The organism is Paraburkholderia sp. HC6.4b (assembly GCF_014200875.1).
GTDB lineage: Bacteria > Pseudomonadota > Gammaproteobacteria > Burkholderiales > Burkholderiaceae > Paraburkholderia > Paraburkholderia tuberum.
In genome coordinates this window covers 1-24,917 of the sequence record NZ_JACHDC010000006.1, presented here as the reverse complement: position 1 = coordinate 24,917, position 24,917 = coordinate 1, and the positions used below count along the sequence as shown (strand labels likewise).

The following is a 24,917-nucleotide window of genomic DNA, read 5'->3' as shown; positions in this document are numbered from 1 at the left end:
GCCCTCTCCTGACGACGTCGGTCTACGCGTTCGTGCTACCAGTTCGTTTGTCGCAAGTGCCGCTTCCCCCGAACCCACCGAGGTTCAAGTGCGCGAGCGCGATCGAATGACGTTCACGTGACGGCCATCATGCGGACCGCTTGCCTCGCGCAACGGTGTGCGACGACGTGATGGCTCCGGTCCTCCGACTTTCAACCAACGCACGCGTACGCTGCGAGATTCGCGCCGCTGCCTCCCGGATCGATTCGACAAGACGGTCCAGATTGGCAAATTCGAGTCGCTGGGTCGGCACGATCACCGCAAGCGAACCGACTGCTTCACTGGAGTCGTCCGTAAATAGCGGCGACGCCAGTGCAGAAACGCTGCTTTCCAGTTCGCCCCTCGACAGATAGAAACCGGCACGCCGGATTTTGAGCAGCGACGCGCGAAACTCGTCGAGTGTCGCCCCAAGGCCGCTTTGCGCGATCTCGTCAGCATACTGATCGAACAGGACCGCGAGCTTGGCCTTCGGAAAGGTGGACAGGATCGCTTTTGGAGCGGCGCCGAGAAACAGGGGGCGAGGACGGCCCCGGCCGTACCGGAGGTCAAGCGCCGCGCCGTGAGTCTCACGATGCGTGTCCACGAGTTCGTTACCGTACCAGCGCGACATCACCACATCGAAGCCGGAGTGTTCACTCAACTCACGCATGATCGGCTGCCCGACCGCAAGCAGCGGATCCGACATGCGCAGGTGGTAGTCAAGCTTGATGATGCGAGGGCCGAGACCATAGTCTCCTCCTGCAAACCGGATGAGCAAGCCAGCATCCAGGAGCTCGCGTACATAGCGATAAGCCGTTGGGGTTGAGCAATCGAGTTCGGCGGCAACGTCTTCGACGGACAGGAACGGCTTCGCCTCCGAAAACAGCTCGAGTATGGATAAAAGTCTCGTAATGCTCGACATCTATTGCGCTGCGCCTCCTCGTGTGTGAACGGAATTATATGCACTGGCAAGATCGCCATTGACACCTTCAACGACCACCGCGCGGAAACAGTCGCACGCGAGCCACGCAGCGCCACGCTTATGCAAGCCCCATGCGCTCGGCCATTTCGGTTTGCCAGACACTTCGCGGCCTGAATCCCGATAGCGTTCTTGCGTGGCGTTCGACAGCCGCCATCAGTTCAGCATCGGGCAAGCCGAAGTCCACCGGCACCCGCATCGGCTGGTCGACGTACCACGGCGTGTCGATGTAGAGCTCGAGGCGATTGCCCTCGGGATCGCGGGCATAGATCGAAACCGAATTGCCGTGGGTGACGGGGTTGATTTCCTGCAGGCCTTCCGCAATGAACTGCCGATGAAACCGCCTCAACGTGGCAAGGCTGTCAGCTGTGAACGAAATCTGGTTGATCGGATTGAACGCCAAGTGCTCGGGGCGGCCGCTCGCGAGCACGATCTGGTGATGCACCGCGGGATCGCGGCTCAAGAATACCAACTGCACAGCGCCGTGCGGCGTCTGCAGCGAACCCCGATCCGTCACGGTGAATTCCATCACCCGCGTATAAAAGTCCTCCACGCGCGCCATGTCGCTCACATAGAAGCCCATGTGACTGAGCGACAGCCCTGCCCTCGCTTTCTTCATACCGTTCATGCCTGTCTCCAAGTAGTGATAAACCCTAGCAAAAAACACGTTGTGACCTTATGTATATTTAGTCTATTCTCACTATAAGATAAATGCACGGGGTTTTTTACGAATCCTGGCCTTGATCCTACCTACTTTTTATCTACCCGGAGCATCAATGAAACTCGCCAGCTTCTCCACCCACCTTGGCTCATCGTTCGGCATCGTTCGCGATGAAACCGTGTTCGACCTTGGCAAACGTCTCGGCGGCCGTTATGCCGATCTGAAGGCACTGATTGCCGCCGACGCATTCCGCGAGGCCGCGCAGGCCGCCGATGGCGCGCAGGGCGACTACCTGCTGTCGGAAGTCACGCTGCTGCCTGTGATCCCGAACCCCGAACAAATCTTTTGCGTGGGACTCAACTACGCAGACCACGTCAAGGAAACCAACCGCGAAACCACCGAGCATCCGGTCATCTTCATGCGGGTGCCGGCTTCCCAGGTTGGCCATGGCCAGCCGATGCTGCGTCCGCCTGAGTCGCAGAAGTTCGACTATGAGGGTGAGATTGCCGTCATCATCGGGCGCGGTGGACGACGCATCGCCGAGGCCGACGCGTGGAATCACATCGCTGGCTACGCCTGCTACAACGACGGTTCCGTGCGCGACTGGCAGCTTCATACGGGCCAGTGGGGCCCGGGCAAAAATTTCTATCGCACCGGCGCGTTCGGACCGTGGATGGTGACGAGCGACGAGATCGAACCCAACGCGGTGATGACGCTCGTCAGCCGCCTGAATGGACAGGAAGTGCAACGCGCGACGACGCAGATGCTGATTCACGGCATTGCCAAACAGATTGCCTACCTGTCGACGTTCACCCCGCTCTCTCCGGGAGACGTGATCGTGACCGGCACGCCTGGCGGCGTCGGCGCGAAGCGCAATCCGCCGCTGTTCATGAAGGCCGGCGACGTGGCGGAAGTGGAGGTTGATCGGATCGGCGTTCTGTCCAATCCAATCGCCGACGAAGCGTAAAAGTCGTAGCCGGGCGCGTTCGTGTGCGCTCGGCGTCTTATCTGGCGGAACAAGACATGTTAGAGAAAACTATTTCGACGCACGCGTGCGACTACGACGTGGCCGTTATCGGTCTCGGGCCCACCGGGGCGACGCTCGCGAACCTGCTGGCAATCGAAGGCTTGCGGGTGCTGGTGCTGGAGCGAGACAAGGAGATTTTCGCGCTTCCTCGCGCGGTGCATTTCGACGGTGAATGCATGCGCGTGTTCCAAACCCTCGGTTTAACCGACAAGCTGCTACCCAAGCTGTTCGTGGGTCCCGGCATGAAATTCGTGAACGGGGAAGGCAAGTTGCTGATCGACTGGCAACGGCCAACCTGTATCGGACCACAGGGGTGGAGTGCGAGTTACAAGTTCCATCAGCCCGATCTCGAGAATGCGTTACGCGAGCGTCTTGCGCAGCAATCGAGCGTTGACGTCCGGTTGCGCCACGAAGTGTTCGCGCTTGACGAGGCGAGCGATGGCGTCCAGTTGCGCTTCGAGGATACGTGCTGCGGCAAACTTGGACGTACCACCGCGCGATATGTAGTCGGCTGCGACGGTGCGCGCTCGATTGCGCGACGCTTCATGGGCACCGAATTGACCGATCTGAAATCGCATGAACGCTGGGTTGTGGTCGACGTATTGCTCGATGCACCGCGGCCCGATCTTGGCGACTACTCGGTCCAATACTGCGACCCGGCGCGCCCGACCACTTACACGCGTGGTCCCGGAAATCGGCGCCGCTGGGAAATCATGGTGATGCCCGGTGATGACGTGACGCAACTCACGTCCCCCGAATGGCTGTGGGACAAACTCGCTCGCTGGATTTCTCCGGCCGATGCGCGCCTCGAACGTTCTGCCATATATACATTTCACTCGGTCGTGGCGAACGGTTGGCGCCGTGGCCGACTGCTGCTTGCAGGCGATGCCGCACATCAGACGCCACCCTTTATGGGCCAGGGGATGGGAGCCGGCATTCGCGACGCGTCGAATCTCGCGTGGAAGCTTGCTGCCGTCATTCATGGCGAAGCGCCCGATACCCTCCTCGACAGCTACGAATCCGAACGCTCGCCGCACGTGCGCTTATTTATCGAAACGGCGGTACAGCTCGGCTCAGTCATTCAAACGACGAGGTCAGACCTGGCCGAAGTCCGTGATGAAGAAATGAGCGCAGCGATTCGCAATTTTGTGACCCCACAACCCAGGCTTGGCCCGGGCGCATGGATCGATGAACCATCGGGCGTGGCCGGGCATATTGCACCGCAACCCCGCCTGCTGGACGGACAACTCGTGGACGACGTGGTCGGCTATCGGTTTGCGCTGCTTGCGCGACCCGAATTGCTCCGTAAATGCCCCGACGTCGCCAAGAGCGCTGCGCAAGCGGGCGTCGGGATTGTGGCCAGCGATGGAGCGGCTGTTCGCGAGTGGTTGGAGTCGATCAACGCTCCAGCGGTGCTTGTACGCCCCGACCGGTATGTGTACGGCGTCGCGCAGGACGGTGAATCCTTGCAAAACCTTCTGCACCACGCCGTACCCGGCTTGCAAACCGAAGGTGCTGTGGCCATGTGAGCCCGCAACCCCCGTTGTCACGCGAGATGTCTCGCGGTCGACGCACGTAGACCATCGGACAAAGAATCCGATAATCAAATTGGAGGAGTCATGGGAATATCCCACAACCCGGTCGGCGGCGCCGACCGTTCACAGCCATCCGGCTTGTCCCCGTCGCAGTGGAAGATGATTCTCATCGCAAGCCTTGGCGGCTCGCTGGAGTTTTACGATTTCATCGTCTACGGCTTTTTTGCCCATAACATCGCGGCCCAGTTTTTCCCGAACTCGTCGTCGCTGGTCAGCATGCTGGCTACTTTCTCCGTGCTCGCAATCGGGTACGTGATTCGACCGCTCGGCGGAATTGTGCTCAGTAGCTGGGGCGACCGGTATGGCCGGCGTCCAGTGTTTCTCGGCTCAATCATTGTGGTCACGACCGCGACGATCTGTCTTGGTCTGCTGCCCAACTTTCAGAGCTGGGGCATGACCGCATCGATCCTGTTGATCCTGCTGCGCATGCTTCAGGGTTTTTGCGTCGGCGGAGAAATGCCCGGCGCGATTACCTATGCAGTGGAAGCCGCGCCGCATCGGGCGGGGCTCGCCGCGGGCATCATTATCTGCGCGGTGAACCTGGGTGTTTTGCTGGCCACATTCGTCAACCTCGGCATCCAGACCTACCTGTCCGCCACGGACGCGGCGGCGTATGGCTGGCGGATCGCGTTTCTTTTCGGCGGCGTTTGCGGGATCGCTTCCTACCTGATGCGCCGTAATCTGGACGAGTCGCCCGAGTTCAAGAAGATGCAAGGGGCTGTCGTGAAACAGCCGTTTCGCGAGACCTTGCGACGTCATGGCAAAGCGGTCGTGACGGGGGCACTGGCGATCGCCGTGATGGCCGGCGTCAACGGCATACTTTATGGCCACATGCCCGCCTACCTCGTCCAGCAGTTGCACTATGCACCACGGACCGCGGCAATTGCCCAGAACGCTTATCTGATCGTCAGTTCCCTCGGCCTCCTCGCCGCAGGCTGGCTCGGGGACAAGATTCCACGCCGGTACCTGCTTCGAGCGTCAGCGGCGCTGCTGATCGCATTGAGCTACCCGTTCTATGAAGCGCTGGCGAGTCACACCGTCAATCCGGTGGTGCTGTTTGTGCTTGCCGGCTTGGTTTTTTCACTGGCAAGCGGGACATGGGCGTCGGTGCTCGCCGACCAATTCCCTGTCCAGGTCAGATTCAGCGGAATCGCGCTGGCTTACAACCTGGCCGTTGTCGTATTCAGCGGCTTTGCGCCCTTGCTGGCGACCATGCTGATTCGCATGACCGGCTCCTTGGCAGCGCCAGCCTGGTATGTCATCGCCGCATGCACGGTCGCACTGCTTGCGAGCTATGGGTTGCCGACGGGAAAGTCTCGGGCCGGGTCGCCTTCGAAGACGGATGGACTGAGCGGCGAACTGTTGCGTTGAGCCGAATCGAGCCACGACGCGGCCGGCACCGTCTCCGACAAGAGGTATCCATGCAGTATTTTCGGGAGGTTTACGATGAAAGATGCATCCATTCAGGCCGCCGTCGAGGCGCTGGAACAACAGCGCTGCGACGCCACGGTGGCTGGAGACCTGCTCAAACTCGCGTCGCTACTCGACGACGATCTGACGTTCGTCCATTCAGCTGGCTACGTTCATGGCAAGTCGGAGTATCTGTCCTTCCTTACCGAGAAGATCAAGGTGCGTCAAATCGTGCGTCCGCAACCGCTCGCGTATAGGTTCCTGCCAGACACCGTGATCACGACGGGCCATCTCGAGCAATCCCTGGTGCGCAGGACCGATGGATCTGAGCTCAACATTCGCGCGCTCATAACTGAAATCTGGGTCAAACGCGAGGGCGGCTGGAAACTGCTGCATCTCCATTCCGGGCGCTTGCCGGATTGACGCAGATCCCTATCTTGCCGTCCATCTCGGGGTAAGCCTGGACACCGATCCTGAACAGGTTCGCGAACTTATGCTGCGTGCCTATCAGGCGCACCCGTCGATTCTCGACCATCCGGCGCCATCCGTCATGTTCAGTCAACTGATGCCCGACGGCATTACGCTGAGCGTCACCGGTTATGTCCGCAGCCCCCGGATCACAGGGGATATCAAGAGCGATCTGCTGTTCGAAATCCTCAAGCGATTACGTGCGGCGAAGATCCCACTGTCGAAGCCGCAAACCGTTATGGTCGGGAACCTGCATGACCAGAGTCGCGCCGCCTTTGCCACAACCAGCTTATCGGTCTAGCGTCCCCCGGAGCAGGAACGAGCCGGAGGTCAAGAAACCAGGCGGGATCAGCGCGTTTTCGTCGAAAAATCCGGCGGCATAGTGCTTCCAACTCACGCGGTCCGCTCGGACTAATAATGCTTCTCGGACTGCAGATCGTCGATCACTCATGCGAGAAGCATGCCAGCACGCGAGTCGCCCGCTCATGCGCGCCAGATAGGGTTTCGCACGGCTCGGTACGCGCGGCGATGTCGCTACCTGGTGCCCCGCAATCTGGGTGGTGCATAGGGGACCGTATTCGGCCCCATTGCAGTGCGTGCGCGTTGCAGGCGCTCGCCCGTCAAGGTGCGCACCGCAACGCGGCTACCCTCGATATGGCGCGCGATCAACGCAACGCTACGATCCGTTTCGCGACAACGAATCGCATCGAGGATCGCGACATGTTCGTCGTAGGTTTCGTCGATGCAGTCGCCATACACGAGATCGAGCCGCCGCACGACCCGGATGCGATCGGTCACGCGCTGCATCGCATTGGTCAGCTCGGCGTTATCGGCGGCCTGCACGAGGGCGTGATGAAATGCTTCGTCGAGCGCGACCATTTCCCGGCCGTCACGCCGACGATGAGCAGGCGGGATCTTCCAGATTTGTTCGAGCTGATCGAGCATCTGTGCGACGCCTTCGGAGAGCTCTCCTTCGGCACTCGCAAGCTTCGAGACCGCAAAGGTTTCAATCAGCTTGCGCATTTCGTACAGGTCTTCGAAGCGCTTGAAATCGACCGGCACGACTTCCCAGCCGCCGCGTACATAGCCGCGCATCAGGCCGTCACTTTGCAGGCGCTGCAAGGCCTCGCGCGCAGGCGTGCGGGACACGCCGAAGCGCTCGGCGATGCTGCCTTCCGTCACGCGGTCGCCGGGCAGCAGGCGCATATCGAAGATATCTTCGCGGACACTGACATAGACATGATCAGCCCGCGAGGGGGGAATGCCGGTGATGTCGTTCACGCTTGGAACCTGAGTTGGCGAGTGTCGGGGCTGAGATTATTGTCCGACCCGAACGCGCCATGTCAACACGCGATGAAAAAACCGGCATCGCACGGACATCAGCCGCGAGCGAAATACGCCTTTACAGCCGACAGAAACGTATCGATGTCCGCGCGCCTGCAGCGCGGACGATTTCGATTGAATTGAAAATCGGGTTATGCCGCCATGCGCTCACGAGTAGCTGCTGGCGAGCGAAAGCGCCGGGTTGCGTGCTGTGCTCCAGGCTTGCGATCATCTCGCGGACCTCGCCGATCTGAAGCGTTTGCTGCTGACACGCGTCATGGATTTCGCTCATGATGCCCGTGACGCGCGCCGACGAACCCACGACCGCGGTGATGGTCGAGCCCGCGTCATCGACCTGGGTAGCGCCGTCTTTCACACAAGCGTCGCTCGCCACGATCAGTTGCCTGACTTCCTTCGCCGCTTCTGCGCTACGTTGCGCGAGGACTCTGACCTCGCCGGCCACCACGGCAATACCACGTCCCTGGCTACCTGCCCGCGCGGCCGCCACGGCGCCTGCGCGGCAACGCAGTTCAATTTCTCAGGTTTATATCGTCACCTGACGAGTTGCGCTGGAGACGACTCGGACGATCGCAGCGATAACACCGGCGAGCCGCCCGGCGCCGACTCGCAATGCGTTTATAGCGCAGGCAGCAGGCTCGGCAGGCTCGTCAGGAAGGCGCGCACGTGCATGGCAATCACCGCTTCGGCGGGCATGCTGTTTTCATTCGAATAGATGCGGCGGCGAATCGCCAGATGAGACACGGCGCCATGTAACAGCCAACCCACTTCGCCCAGTTGAGCCGGGTCGGCGGGCATGCGTAGACCCAGTTCATACGCGGTCTCCGTGACGATGATCTCGAGCGCATGGCTGACGATCGCGTTCGTATAGGCCGGCGCCGTGTGCAGGCCCTCGAGCGACGAATAAAGGAAGAGCCTCAGCCAGCGGCGCGTCAGGAGCGTGTCATAGTACTCGCAATAAAAGCGGTTGAGTCGGCTTTCAATCGGCACACTTCGGTCTTGCAATTGAACAAACCAGATTGCGTCGAAGATTCCGACGACTTCCCGCTTGTAGACTTCATCAATCAAAGCGGCCTTGCTCGGGAACAGGCTATATAACAAGCGTTGCGATACGCCGCAGGCTTCCGCGATGGCGCGGGTCTGTGCGCCGAGACCATGCTCCGCGAAATATTCCGCGGCCTTCTCCAGCACGCGCGCCTGACGCTCGGCACGCGGCAAACGCTGCGGCGCTTTTTTCATCGGCCGCTTGACCGCCACGCGGTCGACGCCGGTTCCACGGCTCGGCTTCTCGATAGTCCCTTTGGTCTTCATAGCTCCCTACGCTCTCGGATCATAGCTGTTATCATCACCTGACGATTTACGTTTTGATAAAGTATACGCCCCGGACGTGGGCGACAGTCCCGCGCTGCCCTGCGTGACCCTCGCATTATCTCAGCCGTTGCGAAGCGAGCGTCGTCCTTGCTGCTGCCAACTAACCTGGAACCGGATGTTCGTCCATGTCCGCGTTGCCACGGAGGCATCGTGATGGGAGTCGGCGTGACGGCGCCCGCATTGGCATCGAATCCCGCCCAGCCGATGGCGGGTCGCCACGAACGCTCTCTTTAGCAGGCCTGAAGCACGTTGATGACGCGGCTCACGAGCAACGGGCGCGTATTGTGTCCATATTCGGCCATATGCGCGGAGGCCCCGTGCGCCCTCAACGCTTGCGCGCTTTCCCAGCGCTCGATGACAGCGAACGTGTCCTTGCCGAGCGGTGTCTGAATCGTCCCGAACTCAGGTACGTCGATGACGGCCTCGTAGCTGATGCACCCCTCTTCGGCCAACACCGCCGGCCGGTTCTTGTTGAAAAGTGCCAGCACGGCTTCGCGTTGACCGGGCTGTGCGGTAATTGTGGCAATGACATGGATCATCCGGGTACTTCTCCTTTTCTGTTTCGGCGCCGATCGCCGCGTGAAATCATAGCCGCGTTTGCGTACGTTTGCCGATAGAGCCTCATCGAGTTCAGACCGCGCTTCCGACGTGGCTCGTCAGCGATTCGATCCGTCACTACATCGCGACGCTCAGCACGCTCTTGCCTATCTGAACATGACAGCGGCGTAATGCGGAGGTCAGCCTGGCGTCACCCCATCCGCGGACAATAGAGCTTACTCACCCTCGCGGCGGTGGCGCGGCGAGCGCCGCCAAAGCACAGGTTCGCACAGCGTTCAGGCAGCGCGATGCGGCCGATGGCCTCGCCGTCCGGTGCGAACACCATCACGCCGTTCAATGTCGGTCCTGTACCCCAGCCGGCCCACAGGTTGCCGTCGGTGTCGCAGCGGAAGCCATCCGGCGCGCCGTGCTCGCCGCCGTCGACAAAGATGCGGCCGTTGACGAGGCGTCGGCCATCCTCGACGTCGTACGCCCGGACGCGTCTTGGCGTGGATCCGGACTCGACAATGTAGAGGCGGCTTTCATCCGGCGAAAAACAAAGGCCGTTCGGATTGGCGATGTCGCCAGCGACGATCTCTGCTTCGCCGGAGCGCGGGGCGGGCAAGTCAGTCGTTCTTCCGGATATACGCTGCGAACGCCTGCTCGTAGTCCGGATGCCAACGCGATAGCGCCGGGCGATTCTCTACAATGTCTCCCGCAGCCCAAAGGATGCGTCGCTCGTCGAGGGAGCGAGGCACATCGTTGTCGGGGCACAGAATGTAGAAATCGCCGGCACCCAGTCGCTCGATCATGAAATCGACAGTCTGCTCGGGCGTCCAGGCAGCGGCCGGTTTCTCGGTACGACCTTGAGCGGCAAGCTCCGTAAACACAAAGCCAGGGATCAGCAAATGCGCGCTGATCCGGCAGCCCGGCGTATTGCGCAACTCGTGCTGCAGTGCTTCGGTAAACGCCTTCAGGCCGGCCTTGGAGACGTTATAAGCCGGGTCGCCGGGCGGCGTCGTGATGCCCTGCTTCGAACCGGTGTTAATGACGAGCCCCGGGCGTCCGCGCGCGATCATCGCGGGCACGAAGGTCCGAGTGCCACGAATGACACCCCATAGGTTGACGTCGAGCACCCGCTCCCAGTTAGCGGCCGCGCCGAACATGGCGCTACCCGGTTGAATCCCCGCATTGTTCATGAGGATATCCGTGCCGCCGAAGCGATCCCGAACGGCTGCTTCGAGGCGGACCAGGTCTTCGATGCGGCTGACGTCCGTCTCGACGGCCAGTACCTCCTTCGCGCCTTCAGCAGCCACGCTGGCAATCGCCTGCTTCGCGTGCGCCAGGCGGTCCTCACCCAGATCCGCAATGCACACGCGAAGCCCGAGCTGCGCGAACCGCTTCGCAGCAGCGAGTCCAATGCCGGCAGCGCCGCCTGTCACGACGGCGACGGCGCCGGGAGTGAAAGTAAAGTGTGTCATCAATAGTCCTTTCTGATTCGTCATAAAACGTCAGCCCGCCACCTCACAAGCAGACCGCCAAACGGCAGGTACGTCGATAGGTCGCGCGGCCGGGAAATTCGTCACTCACCTCAGTCCATCGGGCAAAACGGCACTGGCGACAGAAACACCGATTCCTGATGGACGAGATACGGCAGGATGCGCGGCGTGAAAGCTTGCCAGCGTGGATCGGCTGCGAGTTTCGCGCGCTGCGCTGCCCGATGGGCGTAGTCCTCGTAGCCCCAGCAGAACACGATCGAGTTCAACGTGCCTGAGTCCTTCGTCCAGCAACCCTTGAGCCGGGCGTACTGACTGATGATGCCAAGCCCTTCGCGCTCGTAGATGTCCAGGAACTCGCCTGTCTTTCCCGCCGTAATCTGATATGTACGCATTTCTACCAACATGGTTCCCTCTGTTTCGATCGGTACTCTCTCGCAGCACACCGTCGTCAGACCGCGTGGCTTTCGACATGCGCCTTCAGCGCGCTGAAGAACTCATCGAGATTCTTGCTCGCGGCGGACTGAATCAGGCGCGACCCCACGCTCATCAGCTTCCCGCCAATCTCGACGTCAGCGTCGTACACCAGCACGGTCGTATTGCCTTGCGCTTCAAGTTGCAGGCGCGCAGTGACTTTGGCAAAGCCCAGCGCACCTGCACTGCCCATACCGGCAATCGTATAGGCCTTGGGCGGATCGAGATCCGACAATTCGACGTTGCTTTTGAAGGTCGCCGCCATCGGGCCGACGCGAATCTGCACGGTCGATTCGAAATGCAGGTCGTCGAGTCTCTTCAGCGCTTTGCAGCCAGGCAGGCATGCTTCGAGTACTACGGGATCGTTCAATGCGCGCCATGCGGCTTCAGGGGGCACGGGCAGGATGGTTTGATCTGTCAGCTTCATCGCCGCCGCTCAGCGCTCGTAGAGTTTGAACAGCGCCTGCGTGCCGTTGCGCGCGCAGCCCCGCTCGGCCAACTCCTGGTACATTACGCGCACCAGTTCCAGACCCGGCAATTCACGTCCCATGCTCCGCGCTTCCTCGTGCGCAATCCGCATGTCCTTGATGAAATGCTCGATGAAGAAACCGGGTGCAAAATCGCCCTTGGCAATGCGCGGCCCCAGGTTGTTCAGCTGGAATCCACCCGCCGCGCCTCCGCCAATCGCGCTCAATACGGTGTCGGCGTCCAGCCCGGCGCTGTGCGCATAGGCGAGCCCTTCGCACACGCCCACCATTGTCGATGCAATGACGATCTGATTGCACAGCTTCGTGTGCTGACCCGCACCCGGGCCGCCTTGCAGGACGATGTTGGTGCCGAGGCAGCGCAACATCGGTTCCACGCGTGCGAGCACAGCGCGTGCGCCGCCGACCATGATCGACAGGCGCCCTTCGCGCGCACCGATGTCGCCGCCCGATACCGGCGCATCCAGCATGTGCACCCCGCGCTCAGCGGCGAGCGCGGCCAACTCTTCGGCCAGTTTTGGACTCGACGTCGTCATGTCGACCAGCACCGCATCGCGCCGCGCATGCGCGACCAGACCGTCGTCGCCCAGATATAGTGTGCGGACGTCCGCGGGGGTGCCGACAATCGTGAACACGACGTCCGATACTTCGGCGAGCGCCCGCGGGGTCGCTTGCCAGCTCGCGCCGGCTTCGATGAGCGGCTCAGCCTTCGCACGCGTACGGTTATAGACGTGCAGCGGATAGCCGGCGGCGGCGAGCCGCGAGGCCATCGAGAAACCCATGATGCCAAGGCCGATAAAGCCAATCGCGGGTTTGCCTGTAGATTGATTCATGATGGTTGGTCCGTTCAGAGTTTGTCGCGCAGCAAGTCGCGCAATAGCATGGGAGTCAGTGGATGACGGTCGGCAACGACGCCCAATGGCGCAAGCGCATCATTGACCGCGTTGGTCAAAGCGCCGATCGCTCCCATCACCCCGCCTTCGGCCATCCCCTTGATGCCGGCCGCCGTCGACTTGCCAGGCGTATGCAGCGGGATGATCTCGAAGTTGGGCAATTCAGTTGAAGTAGCGATCAGGTAGTCGGCGAGTGAGCCGGTCACGTTCTGTCCTGAGTCGTCGTAACGCATCTGCTCGAACAGCGCGCCCGACAGTCCCATCGCCACGGCGCCATGCTGCTGCCCTTCCACCACGGTGGGATTGAGCAGCGTGCCGCAGTCTTCGGCGACGACGTAACGCGCGATACGGATTGCGCCGGTCAAGACGTCCACCTCGATCTCGCATCCATGAGCCGCATTCGAATAGGTCATGGCCGGAGGGTCGTAAGTCAGGTGAAATTCGAGGCCCGGCGTCAAACCTTGCGGCAACGCGGTGGGATCCAGATACGCACGGCGGGCGACGTCGGCGAGCGTCAAACCCGTGTCGATCCACTCGTCCGCGCGACGACGCTCGATTCTCGCGTCGATCAGGCGCAGCGACTGCTCGTCAGGCAAACCAAGGCAACCGGCGGCGATCGCGAGAACCTTGCGGCGTGCGTCGAGTGCGCACAGGTAAAGCGCGCCGCCGCCTGCCGTGCCGCTGCGGGCGCCACGACTGCCCATACCGTATGGTGCGATATCAGTGTGGCCCATATGAATGCGCACGCTCGACGGCGGCACGCCCAGGCCCTCCGCCACCGCGTTGGCCATCGCGCTTTCATAGCCCTGACCACTGGGCCCTAGACCGACCGACGCGTTCACCACCCCGCCTGGTTCGATACGGATCCAGCTTGCCTCGTGCCCCGAACCGGGAATTCCCGCAGCCTTATAGAAGCGCGAACCATACGTGGTCGGTTCGACCACGTTGCACAGGCCAAGCCCCAGGTAATGGCCATCTGCGCGCGCCGCCCGCTGGCGCTCGCGAAAGCCCGCGTAGTCGAGCGCCGACAGCAAGGCCTCGAACGTCTGGGTCGGCGTGATGTCGTCCAGACATTCTCCCGTAGCAGTGCGGTACGGCAGTTCTGCCGGACTCAGCAGGTTGCGCCGGCGTACCTCGACCGGGTCGAGTGCCAGTTCCCGCGCGATTGCATCCAGCGTGCCGTCCATCACCCAGCTGGTGATGGACATCGGCGCGCGCATCGGTGCATTGCCACATTTATGACTGAGCACGACCTTCACATCGAAAGCGTAGTCCTGCAGCCGGTACGGTCCGCTCAGGATCATCGCAACGACGCGCGCCAGATAGTTGGCAGGAAAGAAGCAATAGGCGCCAAAGTCTTCGCGGAGTTCGAGTTCGAGAGCGAGCAGCGTGCCGCGCTCATCGACCGCTGCGCGGGTGCGGCAGAAGTCCTCACGCGAATTGGCGGCGGCCGTCAGGTTCTCGAGGCGATCCTCACGCCAGCGCACGGGCCGTTTCAATTGGCGAGCCAGCGCAGCAACCGTCAACTCTTCGCGGTACAAGGCGATTTTCTGTCCGAACGCTCCGCCGACATCGGGCGAAATCACGGTCACCTGAGACTCGTCGAGCTTGAGGCGCTGCGCCAGTTGAGTGCGCAAAGGATGTGGCACCTGCGTTCCAATATGGAACGTCAGGTGGTTCCGTCCGGCGTCCCAGACCGCTGCACAGCCGCGGGTTTCGATCGGCACATGGGTCTGGCGCTGCTGCTGGAAGGTCGCTTCGACTATCCGGAAGGCCCGGCTGTTGGCGCGCTCAGGGTCGCCATGCACGTAGGTCTGGTGCGAGACCAGGTTGCCTGGCACGGCCGGGTCGACTTGCGCCGCGTTGGGCGCGAGCGCCTGCCACATGTCTGTCACCACGGGCAGCGGTTCGAACTCGACGAGCACCTGCTCGGCAGCGTCTTCAGCGAGGTACCGGTCCGTCGCGACGACGCAAGCGATCAGATCGCCCTGAAAACGCGCTGTGTCCACTGGCATCGTCGCAAATTCGACGGGCTTCAGTCCTTCGACGGGTGGTGCGACACGGAACGGTGTAGTCCACTGCGCGAGCTCCAGGCCCGTAATGACGGTGACGACGCCGGGCATTGCGGCGGCGCCGTGAATATCGATGGAGACGATCCGCGCATGCGCGTGCGGCGAGCGAACAAAGCACACGTGAAGGACACCGGGTATCTCGATGTCGTCGAGATACCGGCCATAGCCGGTCAGCAGCCGATAGTCTTCGGTGCGAGGCGTCGCTTTGTTGAGGTAACGAAACGTCTGCTCAGACATCGACCGTCTCCGCGCGCATCCGCTCGGCCGCGAGCAGGATCGCCCGCACGATGTTCTGATATCCGGTACAGCGGCACAGATTGCCCGATAGCACCTCGCGCACCTGGGCCTCGGATGGCCACGGGTTCTCGCGCAGGTACGCTTCAAATGTCATGACGATGCCGGGCGTGCAGAAACCGCACTGCAGACCGTGGCACTCATGCAGCGCGTGCTGGAGCGGCGACAGACGACCGTCTTGCGCTACCGCCTCGATGGTCGTGATCTGCGCTTCATCCATCTGCACGGCGTAAGCCAGACATGAGCGTGCCGGGCGGCCATCGATCAACACGGTGCATGCGCCGCACACCCCGTGCTCGCATCCGACATGCGTGCCCGTCAGCCGGCAATCTTCGCGCAGCACATCGGACAATAGCTTGCGAGGCTCGCAATGCACATCATGGCGCGCACCGTTCACACTCAGATAAATTGCTGTCTTTTCCATGAACGGCCTAATCGGGTTGCGTAACGCCAGCGGTTATCCGCTGCAATGCTCGCGCGATGAGCGCCTTGACGAGATCGCGCCGATACGCGGCGCTAATACCTGGCTGATCGTGCACCTCGACGGCGTTTGCGACTGCCTCGGCAATCCTGCCGACGCTCGGCGCATCGGCCGTTTCGCCGACGAATCCCGCAGCGAGGTCGTCAAGCACCAGCGGCACATCTGCCACACCGCCTACGCCGATCCGCAACGAGGCGAACCTGTCATCCGCGAGCACGGCGGTGACAGCGCAAGCCGCGATCGCGAAATCGCCGTGCCGTCGGCTAAATGCTTCGAAGGCATGCCGCTCGCCGGACAACGCCGTCGGAAAGCGCACCGTGCGAATGATTTCGTCAACCGCCAGATCGGTGGTCATCACCGCGATCAGAAACTGTACCGCCGACACCTCCCGGCTGCCGGCCGGCCCGACAATCTCGATGCGTGCGCCTAGCGTGCTCGCAATGAGCGGTAATTGCGCCGCGGGGTCCGCATGCGCGAGACTGCCGCCGAGTGTCCCGCGCTGTCGGATGGCGTAATGTCCGATCGTTGCCGCCGCTTCAGCCAGTAGCGGGCAAGCAGCGCGTACTGTGTTGCTGGTGGCCAGCTCGTGATGGCGCGTCATGGCGCCGACCGCTAGCGTATCGGGTTCAAGCGTGACGCCCTTGAGTTGAGGCAGCGCATTCAGATCGACCAGGTGCGCCGGTTGCGCGAAGCGCATATTCATCATCGGCGCGAGGCTTTGTCCTCCGGCGATCAGCTTGGCGTCAAAACCGTGAAGAGCAAGAAGCGACAGCGCTTCGTCGAGCGTGCTCGGCCGGTGATACGAAAATGCGGTGGGCTTCATACGCGTTGCGCCCGCGGACTCCGGCCGCAATTCCGGGCGAAGACCGGCAACCCGCGACAGCCCCCGCCCGCCGGTAACCGAGGCAATCGACGTCGGCCATTCCCGATTCGCTTGACGCTGCTCATGAGTCGCTCCAGCCGCGCGTGCGGCGCTGTTCACCCCGTTGGATAGCTACTGCTTCAGCCATCGCATTGGCAACGAGGATATCGCCGATAAATTAAATCGTCAATTGACGACTACATTTCCATGAACAGGCTCGACGTCGATCCAGCATGCAAGCTCGTGTATTTGCCTGTTTGTAAGGGAAATCGCGATGTGGCGTTTTTTTATCGGCCGTTTGATCGGCGCCATCCCTGCCTTCATGCCCCTCCCTTGTGAACGGGTTTTTCAAATACGTCTTCACATGACGATTTATGATTTGATAGAGTACATCGTCCGCAAGCATGAACCGGTGTCGCCATGCTCCCGGTCTAGCCATGCACTATCTCAGTGCCATCGCGAAGCGAGCTTCATCTGTGACTACCGGCATCGGCAAATACCCGCGCCAGGGCGTTTGCGAGTCTGCCACTCAACCCGTATCGGTTCTCCGCTCATGTCTTTGTCAAGCCGTCAATCGGTCATCATCGCGTTGATCGTCGCCAGTGCCTATTTCATGGAGAACCTCGACGCTACGGTGATTGCGACAGCGCTGCCCCACATGGCCGCCACGTTCGGCGTTACGCCCGTGAGGTTGAGTATCGGCATGACCGCCTATCTGCTCGCGCTCGCGGTTTTCATCCCGATCAGCGGCTGGGTGGCGGATCGCTTTGGGCAACGCTCTGTGTTCGGTAGCGCCATCGTCGTGTTCACGGGCGCCTCGATACTTTGCGGACTCAGCAACGGTCTCGTCGAATTCACAGTCGCGCGGATCCTGCAGGGACTCGGCGGTGCAATGATGGTGCCGGTAGGCCGGCTCGCGGTGCTGCGCAGCACTGAGAAGCGTCATCTGATGCGCTCGATCGCCTACATTACCTGGCCCGGGTTGGCCGCACCGGTGCTGGGTCCAGCGTTGGGCGGCTTTATCTCGACCTATTTCAGCTGGCGGTGGATCTTTTTGCTGAACGTACCGATCGGTCTGCTGGGTCTGGCGCTGACCGCCACCTTCATTCCGAACTACCGCGAATCCAGCCGCCGGCCGTTCGATGTGCCCGGATTCGTGCTTAGCGGAGTCGCGCTAACCTGCCTCATGTATGGCATGGAACTCGTTGGGCAACCACATGGCGACTGGCACATCACGGTCGCGGCCCTGACGGGTGGCGTGGCCGCCGCGGCCTTCGCGGTACGGCATTTCCGGCGTGCCGAACATCCGCTGATCGATCTTGCGCCGTGGCGAATCCCGACCTTTCGCGTGACCCTCGAAGGAGGTTCGTTGTATGTCGTCTCGGTCAGCGTTTCGCCCTTCCTGTTGCCGCTGTTCTTCCAACTCGGTTTCGGGCTGAACGCGTTCGCCGCCGGTTTGCTCGTGCTCGCTTACGCGGCCGGTAATCTGGCCATGAAGACCGTCACCACGCCCATTCTCAAGCGCTTTGGTTTTCGCAAGGTAATGATCGTGAATGGCCTGCTCACTGCCGCCACCATCGCCCTGTGCGCCCTACTCTCGCCGGACACGCCACGCACGCTGATCATGCTGGTGCTGCTGATCGGCGGGCTATGCCGATCGATGCAGTTCACCAGCATCAACACGCTCGCATTCGCGGATGTGCCGCCAGCGCGGATGAGTTCGGCGAGCACGTTTTTCAGCATGGTCCAGCAGATGACCATCGGTCTAGGCATCGCATTCGGTGCGATCGCGCTGCATGCTGCAGTCCTGATACATGGCGGCCACGCGCAGCTTTCGCTCGCTGACTTCCGGGTCGCGTTTCTGCTTGTCGCGGCGTTGGTACTGATCTCCATACTCTACTTTATCGGCATCGAACCCGACGCCGGCTGCGAGGTTAGCGGCCATGCGCAAGCCGCATCGCAGTAGTGCGGAAATTGTATCGAGCGCATTGACGGCTACCGATCCAAATTAAACAGAGAGAGTCCGTGCAGAATGACCCGGGTAGCGGAGATCTCGCAGCAGGCCAGGTACAAGTCCGTGCAGACGCCGCTCAGCGGAACGACGCAGCAAATGGCGATCCACAAGACGCTCGACTTCCGTCCGGCTGGCGAGTTCTACCGGACGCTACCTGAGGCCAACAAGGCGGTTCGGGTCACGGCATTGTCGGGCGATCTGGGCCGTGTAACAAACGACGCGAACAAGTACACGATGCTGTCGTACTTCTACAAGGCTGATTCCGATTACGGTACCCGCCTCGCGCGCGCCACACATGCGGATCTCTCACGCGTGCAGGATATGGCGTCGCACCTTGGCAATAACTGAAGCCAGTAGGCCCCGTGTTGCCTGAATACGATTTCCGACGGAGAATGTCATGCGAGGTTTCTCTACTGCGCGGCGAGTAGTTCGAAACGCAGCCGTGGCAGCGATAGCCGCACTCCTGACCGCGAGTTGTGCGGAGCACGTTTATCGGCCAGCAACGTATTCCGGCACGGTCGACGCGCGGGGATACACCGATGATTGGTTCGCCGCGGCGCGCGAAGGGCGCACCGATATCGTTCAATTGCTGATCGACGCACACTATCCGATCGAAACCGCAACGCCTGACGGATATACGGCGCTCATTCTTAGCGCGTATGACAATCACCCGGACACGCTAAAGGCGCTTCTTGCCGCACACGCCAACGCATGCGCCGCCGACAAGCACGGCAATACCGCGTTGATGGGTGCGCTTTTCAAGGGCGAAACGAACATTGCGCAAATATTGCTCGGGACGCGCTGCCCTATCGATCAAACCAACAACGCAGGGGAAACGGCGCTATCGTTTGCTGCGCTGTTCGGCCAGCTCGATATGCTTGCGGTGCTGGTGGCGCACGGAGCGAACGTCAATCATGTCGACGCACGCGGAGGCACCGCGCTGCAAATGGCCATTTCGCAACACAATACCGCCGCAACCGATGCGTTGCGCCGCTACGTCCGTTTCAACAGCGACGTATCCACCGGCAACGCACGAATGCGCTGGCCGGTCGCATTGAAGATCGCGTTGCAGATGGCCGCTGAAGTCGGCGGCACGCCCGGCTCGCCAACACCGCCCGGCGGCGCATCGCTCGGCACGATATACACGTGTGTCTCGGGAACGGAATCGATACGGGCAACCTGGTAGTCCGTGAAGTTCGATTGCTCCGACGCGCCGTTCCGGAAAGTGAGTTCACTGTATAACGTGTTGCCGAGCGCCATCACCACCGCACCCTCGAACTGCGCAATAACCCGATCGGGATTGACGATGCGCCCGCAGTCGACGGCCAGATCGACGCGTGTCACACGCACCGAACCGTCGTCGGCCACCTGCACATGCGCGACCGCCGCCACGTAACTCAGAAAGCTGCGATGTACCGCAATCCCGCGCCCATGCCGCGCCGGCAATACGGTCGACCACCCGGAGCGCACGGCGGCCGCGCGAACCACGGCCGCATGGCGGGCGGTGTCGATCGGATACTCGTCGATCGACGCGCCGTAGTTCGGGTAATCGACCCCTAGTGCATGCAGATCGACATGCCGCGGCGTGCCGAGCAGCGTGAGCAGGTGCTGCACCGGATCCTGCCGCGCGGCCGCGGCAAGTTCATCGACGAACGCCCCTAATGCGAAGCCGTGGGGAATGTTGTATACCGATCGATACCAGCCGATGCGCGTGTGTGCAGAGGCGGCGCCGTTCTCACACCGCACGTTGGCGATGTCGTAAGGCATGTCGGTCACGCCCTGCCCCAGTTCACCCGCCGCCCCGTAACGGACATCAGCCTTGAATGTCGAACTGATCGACGGAAACACCGTGCGGTGCAACCACGCGACCGTCTTGCCTTGCGCATCGAGCCCGCCTTCCATGTGCTGGGCGCACACCGCATGGAAATAGTCATTGTGCACATCGTCTTCGCGAGTCCACGTGAGCTTCACGGGCGCGCCGACCTCGCGTGACAGGAACGCCGCCTCGGCCACGTAGTCAGGCTTGGACTTACGGCCGAAGCCGCCGCCCAATAACGTGACATTGATCGTCACGGCCCGCTCCTGCACGCCGAGCACCTGTGCCACGGTCGTGCGAGCCTGCTGTGGATTCTGCGTCGCGGTCCAGACTTCAACCGCACCGTTCGCATAGGACGCGGTCGCGGCGAGCGGCTCCATCGCCGCATGCGCCAGGTGCGGCACGTAGTAGTCCGCCGAGACATGGTGGGCGGCGCTCTTTAGCGCAGCCGCTGTGTCGCCGTTGTTGCGAACGATTTTGCCCGGCTGCCGCGCGGTGTCCTCGAGCGCCTTGCGATAAGCCTGACTGTCATACGATGCATTCGGCCCAAGGTCCCAGTCGAGCCTCAATTTCCGCCGCCCTTGCATCGCAGACCAGGTGCTGGTTGCCACCACCGCGATGCCGCCCAGCGGCTGGAAACCGGCGGGCAACGGCGCAGCGGGAATGCGGACCACATGCAGCACGCCGGGCACTTTCATCGTTTCGGTCGAATCGACGCTCTTGAGCGTCGCGCCATAGACCGCCGAATGTTCGATCGACGCGTACGTCATTCGGGGCAACACGACATCGATACCGTACGTCGCCCGGCCGTGGACGATGTCGTCGAGATCGACGATCGGCAGCGACTTGCCGATATAGCGCCATGTACCCTCGTCTTTCAGATGCAGCGTGTCACGGCTTGGCACCGGCTGACGCGCCGCCGCCGTTGCGAGCGCGCCGTAGGCGACGCGCCGCCCGCTCGCCGCATGCACGACATGACCCGGCTCGGTGTGACAGGTCGCTGGCGCCACGCGCCATTGCACGGCGGCCGCCGCCACGAGCATCTGCCGGGCCGTGCCCCCTGCTTCGCGCAATGGCTGGAAGAACTGGCGGATGCTGCGCGAGCCATCGGTATTCTGGTCGCCATACTTCGCATCGCCTTGCGCCTGCACGACCTTGACGGCGTTCCAGTCGGCGTCGAGCTCGTCGGCAAGAATCATCGCGAGACTGGTGCGGATACCGGTCCCCATCTCCGAACGATGCACGACCAGAATGATCTCGCCGGACGGCGCGACCGAGACATACACGTTCGGTGCGAAAGCCCCTTTCGCGCCATTCGCGGATGACAGCACGCTCGCCGCGAGCGCGGTGCCCGCGCCGCCGATTTGCAAGCCCAGCACAACCCCACCCGCCAAGGTCCCTTTCAACACCCCGCGCCGGCTCAGATTGACGATTTCGCCCATCACGCCTCCGACGCTGCCGCCTTGATGGCGGCCTTGATGCGTTGATAGGTGCCACAGCGGCAAACATTGCCGGACATCGCTTCGACGATCTGCTCGTCACTCGGCTTCGGCGTCTGCTTGAGCAACGACGCGGCCTGCATGATCTGTCCCGGCTGGCAGTAACCGCACTGCGGCACATTGGCGGCCTTCCACGCGCGCTGCACCGGGTGATCGCCGCCTTTGCCGAGTCCCTCGATGGTCGTTACGGGCTTGCCCTGAACATCCGCCAGTGCGGTCACACACGAACGCACAGCGACACCGTCCAGATGGACCGTGCATGCGCCGCACGCACCGACCCCGCAACCGAACTTGGTCCCGTGCAGCCCGAGCAGATCACGGACTGCCCACAGCAGCGGCATATTCGCATCCGCATCGACGTTGTGATGCACGCCGTTCACAATGAGTTCCATCAACTGATTCCTCGTAGTCGACGCGAACGGCCCAACGTCGTCATGCGCCGTATCGCTTTACCCGCACAAGCCGATCAGGCTCTCGCCTGATAGGCGTTGCACCATCCCGCGCCGCTCACCTGCTTCGCACCGAACAGCGCGCAAAGCGCGCTCGTGTCGGCTGGCTTGCCCTGATAAAACTGGCAATTCGAGCAGTGCTGGTTGGCGCTGAAGCGCGGATATTCCGCGTGATCGACACGCGATGCGTCGGTCCGGTAGCCGAGCGCCTGCGCGGCCGGATCGCCTTCCTGAAGCTGCGTGGGCGCGGCCCACGCAGTGCCGCCGGTCATTGCCAGCGCCGCGGCGCCAACGGTATGCACAATGAAGTTTCGTCGATTGGTTCGCATGTTCAATACACTCCTTTCACGACACCAGAACACGTTGCGGCGGTGCCATAAACTCCGGCCCTACCGGGTCCTTGACGAATTGCGAGACGATCGCGTCGATTTGCGCAAAGGCCTTGTCGTCGAGTCGCCAGCCGAACGCGGCTTCGAGTCCGTCCAGTTGCGACGGACGGCGCGCACCCCACAGCGCGATCGTCGGGCCGCGGTCCAGCACCCAGCGCACGGCAAGCGCAAGCACCGACTTGTCGAAGTTATCGCGCGCGAAGACGTTCAGTGCTTTCACAGCGTCGACATACTGCTGACGACGCGGCGCACGGAACTTCGGGTCATGTTGACGCAGATCGTCGCCCTCGAAACGCGTTTCGGCGCCGATGCGCCCTGCCAGCAATCCGCGGCACAGTGCGCCATAGGCGAGTGCAACCAGCCCATGCTGTTTCACATAAGGCAGCACGTCGCGGTCGATGTCGCGTTCAAACAGGTTATAAGGCGGCTGGGTGGCGGACAGCGGCGCCACGCGACGGAACGCGTCCATTTGCGCCGCAGAGAAATTGCTGACGCCAAGCGCGCGAACCTTGCCTTCCTTGCGCAGGTCGTTCAGCACCGCGGCCGTCTCTTCGATTGGCACGAGCGGATCGGGCCAGTGAACCTGGTATAGATCGATGTAATCTGTCCGCAAGCGCCGAAGTGTATCCTCTACTTCGTGACGAATGCGCTCCGGCGAAGCATTGCGAAATACCTTGCCGTCCTGCCATTCGAGAGCGACTTTAGTCGCGATGACTGCCTTGTGGCGATATCCATCGGCCAGTGCTTTGCCGACGATTTCCTCCGACGCGCCGAAGCCGTACGCCGGCGCCGTGTCGATAAGGTTCACGCCGCTGTCGAGCGCCCGGCGGATCACCGCAATCGAGTCCTTCTCATCAGTGCCGCCCCACATCCATCCGCCGATCGCCCACGTGCCCAGGCCGATACGCGATACAGGCGTCGATAAACCCTCAACTTCAATTGTTTCAATAGTCATGCGATGCTCTCTGGTTAAAGCGCCGCATCCATGTCGAATGCGGTCCGAGAAAATGCGACGTGCCAAAAGGACGGGCAAGCGAGTCGATTATTTCAGCCGCATCCGGCGATCACAAGAAGGCACCTGAAGGTTCCATACTTTCCCCATGGAAACAAATTGCTACGACGGCCCTCACGCCGCCGAGAACCCGCAGAAGAAAACCGATGACCTCGCGCGCAACGTCATCGAGCAGATCGCCGACAAGTGGACGATCCTCGTGATCGATGCGCTGGGCACCCATGGCGAGATGCGTTTCTCGCGGCTACGCGACGAGGTGGGGGGCGTCAGTCAGAAGATGCTCACGAAGACCTTGCGGCAACTCGAACGCGACGGTCTCGTCACGCGCTATGTGCATCCCGTGATACCGCCTCGTGTCGACTATCAGTTGACGCCGCTAGGACGCAGTCTGCTCGACAAGATCTGTGGGATCTGGGACTGGGTGGAAGCGCATATGACGGAAATGGAATCGGCGCGACGGCAATTCGATCTCGGCGAAAAGCGTACCGATCGCGCGCCTTCGAACCGTGACGCGGAGTCCGGCTCACAAACGCGCCTGGAATAGCCGAACGCGTTCGCAGCGCGCTTGCCATGGGTGGTCGAGTCGCCGGTGTCTTCCTGAACCGTCTCAAGACACGCGAGGCCGGCCACGATCGATAGCGGCTGTTGCTCGGATTGAAGGCCACCATGAGCGAGGCCGAACTGCATCTCCTGCGTGCCCGGCTGGACGGGATATTCGCAACAAGGCCGCCCGTGGCGAATTGCGCCGCGGCCTGCCCACCGGGATGGGTGTGGGGCGAAGCCGACGGCGAGGTCAGGCTGCACCCCGACGAAGCCGTCGTCGGAGCATTGCGCACCGTGTTCGCACGTTTTGGTGAGGGTTCTGTCGCAGTAAGGCCTTCCACCCGTCTGATTTAAGTGAAGGCATGCACCAATGCGACGCTCGAGCTAGCGACGAAGTCTTTCGGACATCGATGAATTCATCGACCCCACGCGATGAGCCAAGGAATAGCAGACGCGAGAGAGGCCGCCCCCGACACTGTTAGCAGTCCAAGCACGATTTTCCGGAACGCGACTTCACTCATGCCAATGTAAAGCCGTGCGCCGATTACGGATGGGACGACCATTGCGGGCGCCACTACGGCAAACATTGGAAGGTCCGTTGCCGTAATCGTTCCGCTGAAAGTGTACGTGACCATGCCCCCCGCGTCACAATGGTTGTCGCCTGGATAAAATTGGAATCTGGGGGCGATAAAGAGAGAACAAGTTGGCGCGTTACGGAAAGACATTCAAGG

At 61.7% G+C, this 24,917-nt stretch carries 24 protein-coding genes and 4 pseudogenes; 10 read left to right on the top strand and 18 right to left on the bottom strand.

Going from position 1 to position 24,917, the window contains the following annotated elements:
- Positions 1 to 127: 127 nt before the first annotated feature.
- Entirely contained in the window at positions 128 to 940 is an 813-nt protein-coding gene (locus HDG34_RS10745) for an IclR family transcriptional regulator (RefSeq protein WP_090809648.1), read from the bottom strand.
- 118 nt (positions 941 to 1,058) lie between these two features.
- Entirely contained in the window at positions 1,059 to 1,625 is a 567-nt protein-coding gene (locus tag HDG34_RS10740; protein ID WP_184059845.1) for a VOC family protein, read from the bottom strand.
- 148 nt (positions 1,626 to 1,773) lie between these two features.
- Between HDG34_RS10740 and HDG34_RS10735 the strand changes: the two genes are divergently transcribed.
- The 5 genes and pseudogenes from HDG34_RS10735 to HDG34_RS10715 form a co-directional block, all read left to right on the top strand.
- Positions 1,774 to 2,625 (top strand): fumarylacetoacetate hydrolase family protein, encoded by an 852-nt coding sequence (locus HDG34_RS10735; protein ID WP_184059843.1) that lies wholly within the window; start codon positions 1,774 to 1,776, stop codon positions 2,623 to 2,625.
- 56 nt (positions 2,626 to 2,681) lie between these two features.
- Entirely contained in the window at positions 2,682 to 4,214 is a 1,533-nt protein-coding gene (locus tag HDG34_RS10730; protein WP_184060295.1) for a bifunctional 3-(3-hydroxy-phenyl)propionate/3-hydroxycinnamic acid hydroxylase, read from the top strand.
- A gap of 90 nt (positions 4,215 to 4,304) precedes the next feature.
- Positions 4,305 to 5,651 carry an MFS transporter gene (locus tag HDG34_RS10725; protein ID WP_184059841.1) on the top strand — a complete coding sequence of 449 codons (1,347 nt, stop codon included), beginning with the start codon at positions 4,305 to 4,307 and terminating at the stop codon, positions 5,649 to 5,651.
- A gap of 75 nt (positions 5,652 to 5,726) precedes the next feature.
- Complete coding sequence (locus HDG34_RS10720) at positions 5,727 to 6,113, top strand: nuclear transport factor 2 family protein (RefSeq protein ID WP_184059839.1); 387 nt, start codon at positions 5,727 to 5,729, stop codon at positions 6,111 to 6,113.
- A 37-nt stretch (positions 6,114 to 6,150) separates the two neighbouring features.
- Positions 6,151 to 6,459, top strand: a pseudogene (locus HDG34_RS10715) (DUF3772 domain-containing protein); the annotation flags it as partial.
- 233 nt (positions 6,460 to 6,692) lie between these two features.
- Here HDG34_RS10715 and HDG34_RS10710 read toward each other — a convergent pair.
- From HDG34_RS10710 to HDG34_RS10655, 12 genes and pseudogenes are all read right to left on the bottom strand, one after another.
- Positions 6,693 to 7,439 carry a GntR family transcriptional regulator gene (locus HDG34_RS10710; RefSeq protein ID WP_184059837.1) on the bottom strand — a complete coding sequence of 249 codons (747 nt, stop codon included), beginning with the start codon at positions 7,437 to 7,439 and terminating at the stop codon, positions 6,693 to 6,695.
- A gap of 121 nt (positions 7,440 to 7,560) precedes the next feature.
- Entirely contained in the window at positions 7,561 to 7,989 is a 429-nt protein-coding gene (locus tag HDG34_RS10705; protein ID WP_409259307.1) for a methyl-accepting chemotaxis protein, read from the bottom strand.
- Positions 7,990 to 8,117: 128 nt separating this feature from the next.
- Positions 8,118 to 8,756, bottom strand: a complete 639-nt coding sequence (locus HDG34_RS10700; protein WP_311735642.1) for a TetR/AcrR family transcriptional regulator — start codon at positions 8,754 to 8,756, stop codon at positions 8,118 to 8,120.
- A 344-nt stretch (positions 8,757 to 9,100) separates the two neighbouring features.
- Entirely contained in the window at positions 9,101 to 9,409 is a 309-nt protein-coding gene (locus HDG34_RS10695) for a putative quinol monooxygenase (protein ID WP_184054630.1), read from the bottom strand.
- A 209-nt stretch (positions 9,410 to 9,618) separates the two neighbouring features.
- Positions 9,619 to 10,023 (bottom strand): annotated as a pseudogene (locus HDG34_RS10690) (SMP-30/gluconolactonase/LRE family protein); the annotation flags it as partial.
- Positions 10,024 to 10,033: 10 nt separating this feature from the next.
- Positions 10,034 to 10,912 carry an SDR family NAD(P)-dependent oxidoreductase gene (locus HDG34_RS10685; RefSeq protein WP_260321118.1) on the bottom strand — a complete coding sequence of 293 codons (879 nt, stop codon included), beginning with the start codon at positions 10,910 to 10,912 and terminating at the stop codon, positions 10,034 to 10,036.
- A gap of 86 nt (positions 10,913 to 10,998) precedes the next feature.
- Positions 10,999 to 11,310, bottom strand: a complete 312-nt coding sequence (locus HDG34_RS10680) for an NIPSNAP family protein (protein ID WP_184059833.1) — start codon at positions 11,308 to 11,310, stop codon at positions 10,999 to 11,001.
- 44 nt (positions 11,311 to 11,354) lie between these two features.
- The gene (locus HDG34_RS10675) at positions 11,355 to 11,804 is read right to left on the bottom strand and encodes a CoxG family protein (RefSeq protein ID WP_184059831.1); all 450 of its coding nucleotides are present in this window, start codon (positions 11,802 to 11,804) and stop codon (positions 11,355 to 11,357) included.
- A gap of 9 nt (positions 11,805 to 11,813) precedes the next feature.
- Positions 11,814 to 12,695, bottom strand: coding sequence for an NAD(P)-dependent oxidoreductase (locus HDG34_RS10670; RefSeq protein ID WP_184059829.1), 882 nt, complete (start codon positions 12,693 to 12,695; stop codon positions 11,814 to 11,816).
- Between the two features lie 14 nt (positions 12,696 to 12,709).
- Complete coding sequence (locus HDG34_RS10665) at positions 12,710 to 15,064, bottom strand: xanthine dehydrogenase family protein molybdopterin-binding subunit (RefSeq protein WP_184059827.1); 2,355 nt, start codon at positions 15,062 to 15,064, stop codon at positions 12,710 to 12,712.
- On the bottom strand, positions 15,057 to 15,545 hold the full coding sequence (locus HDG34_RS10660; RefSeq protein ID WP_184059825.1) for a (2Fe-2S)-binding protein: 489 nt from the start codon (positions 15,543 to 15,545) through the stop codon (positions 15,057 to 15,059). Before HDG34_RS10660 ends, HDG34_RS10665 begins: the two co-directional genes overlap by 8 nt.
- A gap of 7 nt (positions 15,546 to 15,552) precedes the next feature.
- Entirely contained in the window at positions 15,553 to 16,425 is an 873-nt protein-coding gene (locus HDG34_RS10655; RefSeq protein ID WP_184059823.1) for a xanthine dehydrogenase family protein subunit M, read from the bottom strand.
- A gap of 592 nt (positions 16,426 to 17,017) precedes the next feature.
- On the opposite strand from HDG34_RS10655, the gene HDG34_RS10650 reads away from it, so the two are divergent.
- The 3 genes and pseudogenes from HDG34_RS10650 to HDG34_RS10640 form a co-directional block, all read left to right on the top strand.
- On the top strand, positions 17,018 to 18,430 hold the full coding sequence (locus tag HDG34_RS10650) for a DHA2 family efflux MFS transporter permease subunit (protein ID WP_184060289.1): 1,413 nt from the start codon (positions 17,018 to 17,020) through the stop codon (positions 18,428 to 18,430).
- Positions 18,431 to 18,511: 81 nt separating this feature from the next.
- Positions 18,512 to 18,826: pseudogene (locus tag HDG34_RS10645) on the top strand (catalase-related domain-containing protein); the annotation flags it as partial.
- Between the two features lie 49 nt (positions 18,827 to 18,875).
- A pseudogene (locus tag HDG34_RS10640) lies at positions 18,876 to 19,472 on the top strand (ankyrin repeat domain-containing protein); the annotation flags it as partial.
- Here HDG34_RS10640 and HDG34_RS10635 read toward each other — a convergent pair.
- The 4 genes from HDG34_RS10635 to HDG34_RS10620 form a co-directional block, all read right to left on the bottom strand.
- Positions 19,472 to 21,736 (bottom strand): molybdopterin cofactor-binding domain-containing protein, encoded by a 2,265-nt coding sequence (locus HDG34_RS10635; RefSeq protein WP_184059821.1) that lies wholly within the window; start codon positions 21,734 to 21,736, stop codon positions 19,472 to 19,474. The pseudogene HDG34_RS10640 and the gene HDG34_RS10635 sit on opposite strands and share 1 nt — an antisense overlap.
- The gene (locus tag HDG34_RS10630; RefSeq protein WP_026226223.1) at positions 21,736 to 22,188 is read right to left on the bottom strand and encodes a (2Fe-2S)-binding protein; all 453 of its coding nucleotides are present in this window, start codon (positions 22,186 to 22,188) and stop codon (positions 21,736 to 21,738) included. The genes HDG34_RS10635 and HDG34_RS10630 overlap by 1 nt, the downstream gene beginning before the upstream one ends.
- Positions 22,189 to 22,259: 71 nt before the next feature.
- Positions 22,260 to 22,571 (bottom strand): high-potential iron-sulfur protein, encoded by a 312-nt coding sequence (locus HDG34_RS10625; RefSeq protein ID WP_184059819.1) that lies wholly within the window; start codon positions 22,569 to 22,571, stop codon positions 22,260 to 22,262.
- Between the two features lie 16 nt (positions 22,572 to 22,587).
- The gene (locus HDG34_RS10620) at positions 22,588 to 23,586 is read right to left on the bottom strand and encodes an aldo/keto reductase (RefSeq protein WP_184059817.1); all 999 of its coding nucleotides are present in this window, start codon (positions 23,584 to 23,586) and stop codon (positions 22,588 to 22,590) included.
- Positions 23,587 to 23,731: 145 nt separating this feature from the next.
- Here HDG34_RS10620 and HDG34_RS10615 point away from each other — a divergent pair, with 145 nt between their 5' ends.
- Complete coding sequence (locus tag HDG34_RS10615) at positions 23,732 to 24,187, top strand: helix-turn-helix domain-containing protein (RefSeq protein WP_184050443.1); 456 nt, start codon at positions 23,732 to 23,734, stop codon at positions 24,185 to 24,187.
- 122 nt (positions 24,188 to 24,309) lie between these two features.
- Positions 24,310 to 24,540, top strand: coding sequence for a hypothetical protein (locus tag HDG34_RS10610; RefSeq protein ID WP_221309100.1), 231 nt, complete (start codon positions 24,310 to 24,312; stop codon positions 24,538 to 24,540).
- Positions 24,541 to 24,917 lie beyond the last annotated feature (377 nt).

What these genes read in the sequence shown, in the direction of transcription:
- HDG34_RS10675 (WP_184059831.1), bottom strand. Translation starts at nt 11,804, where the DNA reads ATGAAGCTGACAGATCAAACCATCCTGCCCGTGCCCCCTGAAGCCGCA.
- HDG34_RS10650 (WP_184060289.1), top strand. Translation starts at nt 17,018, where the DNA reads ATGTCTTTGTCAAGCCGTCAATCGGTCATCATCGCGTTGATCGTCGCC.
- HDG34_RS10660 (WP_184059825.1), bottom strand. Translation starts at nt 15,545, where the DNA reads ATGGAAAAGACAGCAATTTATCTGAGTGTGAACGGTGCGCGCCATGAT.
- HDG34_RS10730 (WP_184060295.1), top strand. Translation starts at nt 2,682, where the DNA reads ATGTTAGAGAAAACTATTTCGACGCACGCGTGCGACTACGACGTGGCC.
- HDG34_RS10695 (WP_184054630.1), bottom strand. Translation starts at nt 9,409, where the DNA reads ATGATCCATGTCATTGCCACAATTACCGCACAGCCCGGTCAACGCGAA.
- HDG34_RS10615 (WP_184050443.1), top strand. Translation starts at nt 23,732, where the DNA reads ATGGAAACAAATTGCTACGACGGCCCTCACGCCGCCGAGAACCCGCAG.
- HDG34_RS10620 (WP_184059817.1), bottom strand. Translation starts at nt 23,586, where the DNA reads ATGACTATTGAAACAATTGAAGTTGAGGGTTTATCGACGCCTGTATCG.
- HDG34_RS10670 (WP_184059829.1), bottom strand. Translation starts at nt 12,695, where the DNA reads ATGAATCAATCTACAGGCAAACCCGCGATTGGCTTTATCGGCCTTGGC.
- HDG34_RS10680 (WP_184059833.1), bottom strand. Translation starts at nt 11,310, where the DNA reads ATGTTGGTAGAAATGCGTACATATCAGATTACGGCGGGAAAGACAGGC.
- HDG34_RS10735 (WP_184059843.1), top strand. Translation starts at nt 1,774, where the DNA reads ATGAAACTCGCCAGCTTCTCCACCCACCTTGGCTCATCGTTCGGCATC.
- HDG34_RS10685 (WP_260321118.1), bottom strand. Translation starts at nt 10,912, where the DNA reads ATGACGAATCAGAAAGGACTATTGATGACACACTTTACTTTCACTCCC.
- HDG34_RS10635 (WP_184059821.1), bottom strand. Translation starts at nt 21,736, where the DNA reads ATGGGCGAAATCGTCAATCTGAGCCGGCGCGGGGTGTTGAAAGGGACC.
- HDG34_RS10720 (WP_184059839.1), top strand. Translation starts at nt 5,727, where the DNA reads ATGAAAGATGCATCCATTCAGGCCGCCGTCGAGGCGCTGGAACAACAG.
- HDG34_RS10610 (WP_221309100.1), top strand. Translation starts at nt 24,310, where the DNA reads ATGAGCGAGGCCGAACTGCATCTCCTGCGTGCCCGGCTGGACGGGATA.
- HDG34_RS10740 (WP_184059845.1), bottom strand. Translation starts at nt 1,625, where the DNA reads ATGAACGGTATGAAGAAAGCGAGGGCAGGGCTGTCGCTCAGTCACATG.
- HDG34_RS10655 (WP_184059823.1), bottom strand. Translation starts at nt 16,425, where the DNA reads ATGAAGCCCACCGCATTTTCGTATCACCGGCCGAGCACGCTCGACGAA.
- HDG34_RS10665 (WP_184059827.1), bottom strand. Translation starts at nt 15,064, where the DNA reads ATGTCTGAGCAGACGTTTCGTTACCTCAACAAAGCGACGCCTCGCACC.
- HDG34_RS10625 (WP_184059819.1), bottom strand. Translation starts at nt 22,571, where the DNA reads ATGCGAACCAATCGACGAAACTTCATTGTGCATACCGTTGGCGCCGCG.
- HDG34_RS10745 (WP_090809648.1), bottom strand. Translation starts at nt 940, where the DNA reads ATGTCGAGCATTACGAGACTTTTATCCATACTCGAGCTGTTTTCGGAG.
- HDG34_RS10725 (WP_184059841.1), top strand. Translation starts at nt 4,305, where the DNA reads ATGGGAATATCCCACAACCCGGTCGGCGGCGCCGACCGTTCACAGCCA.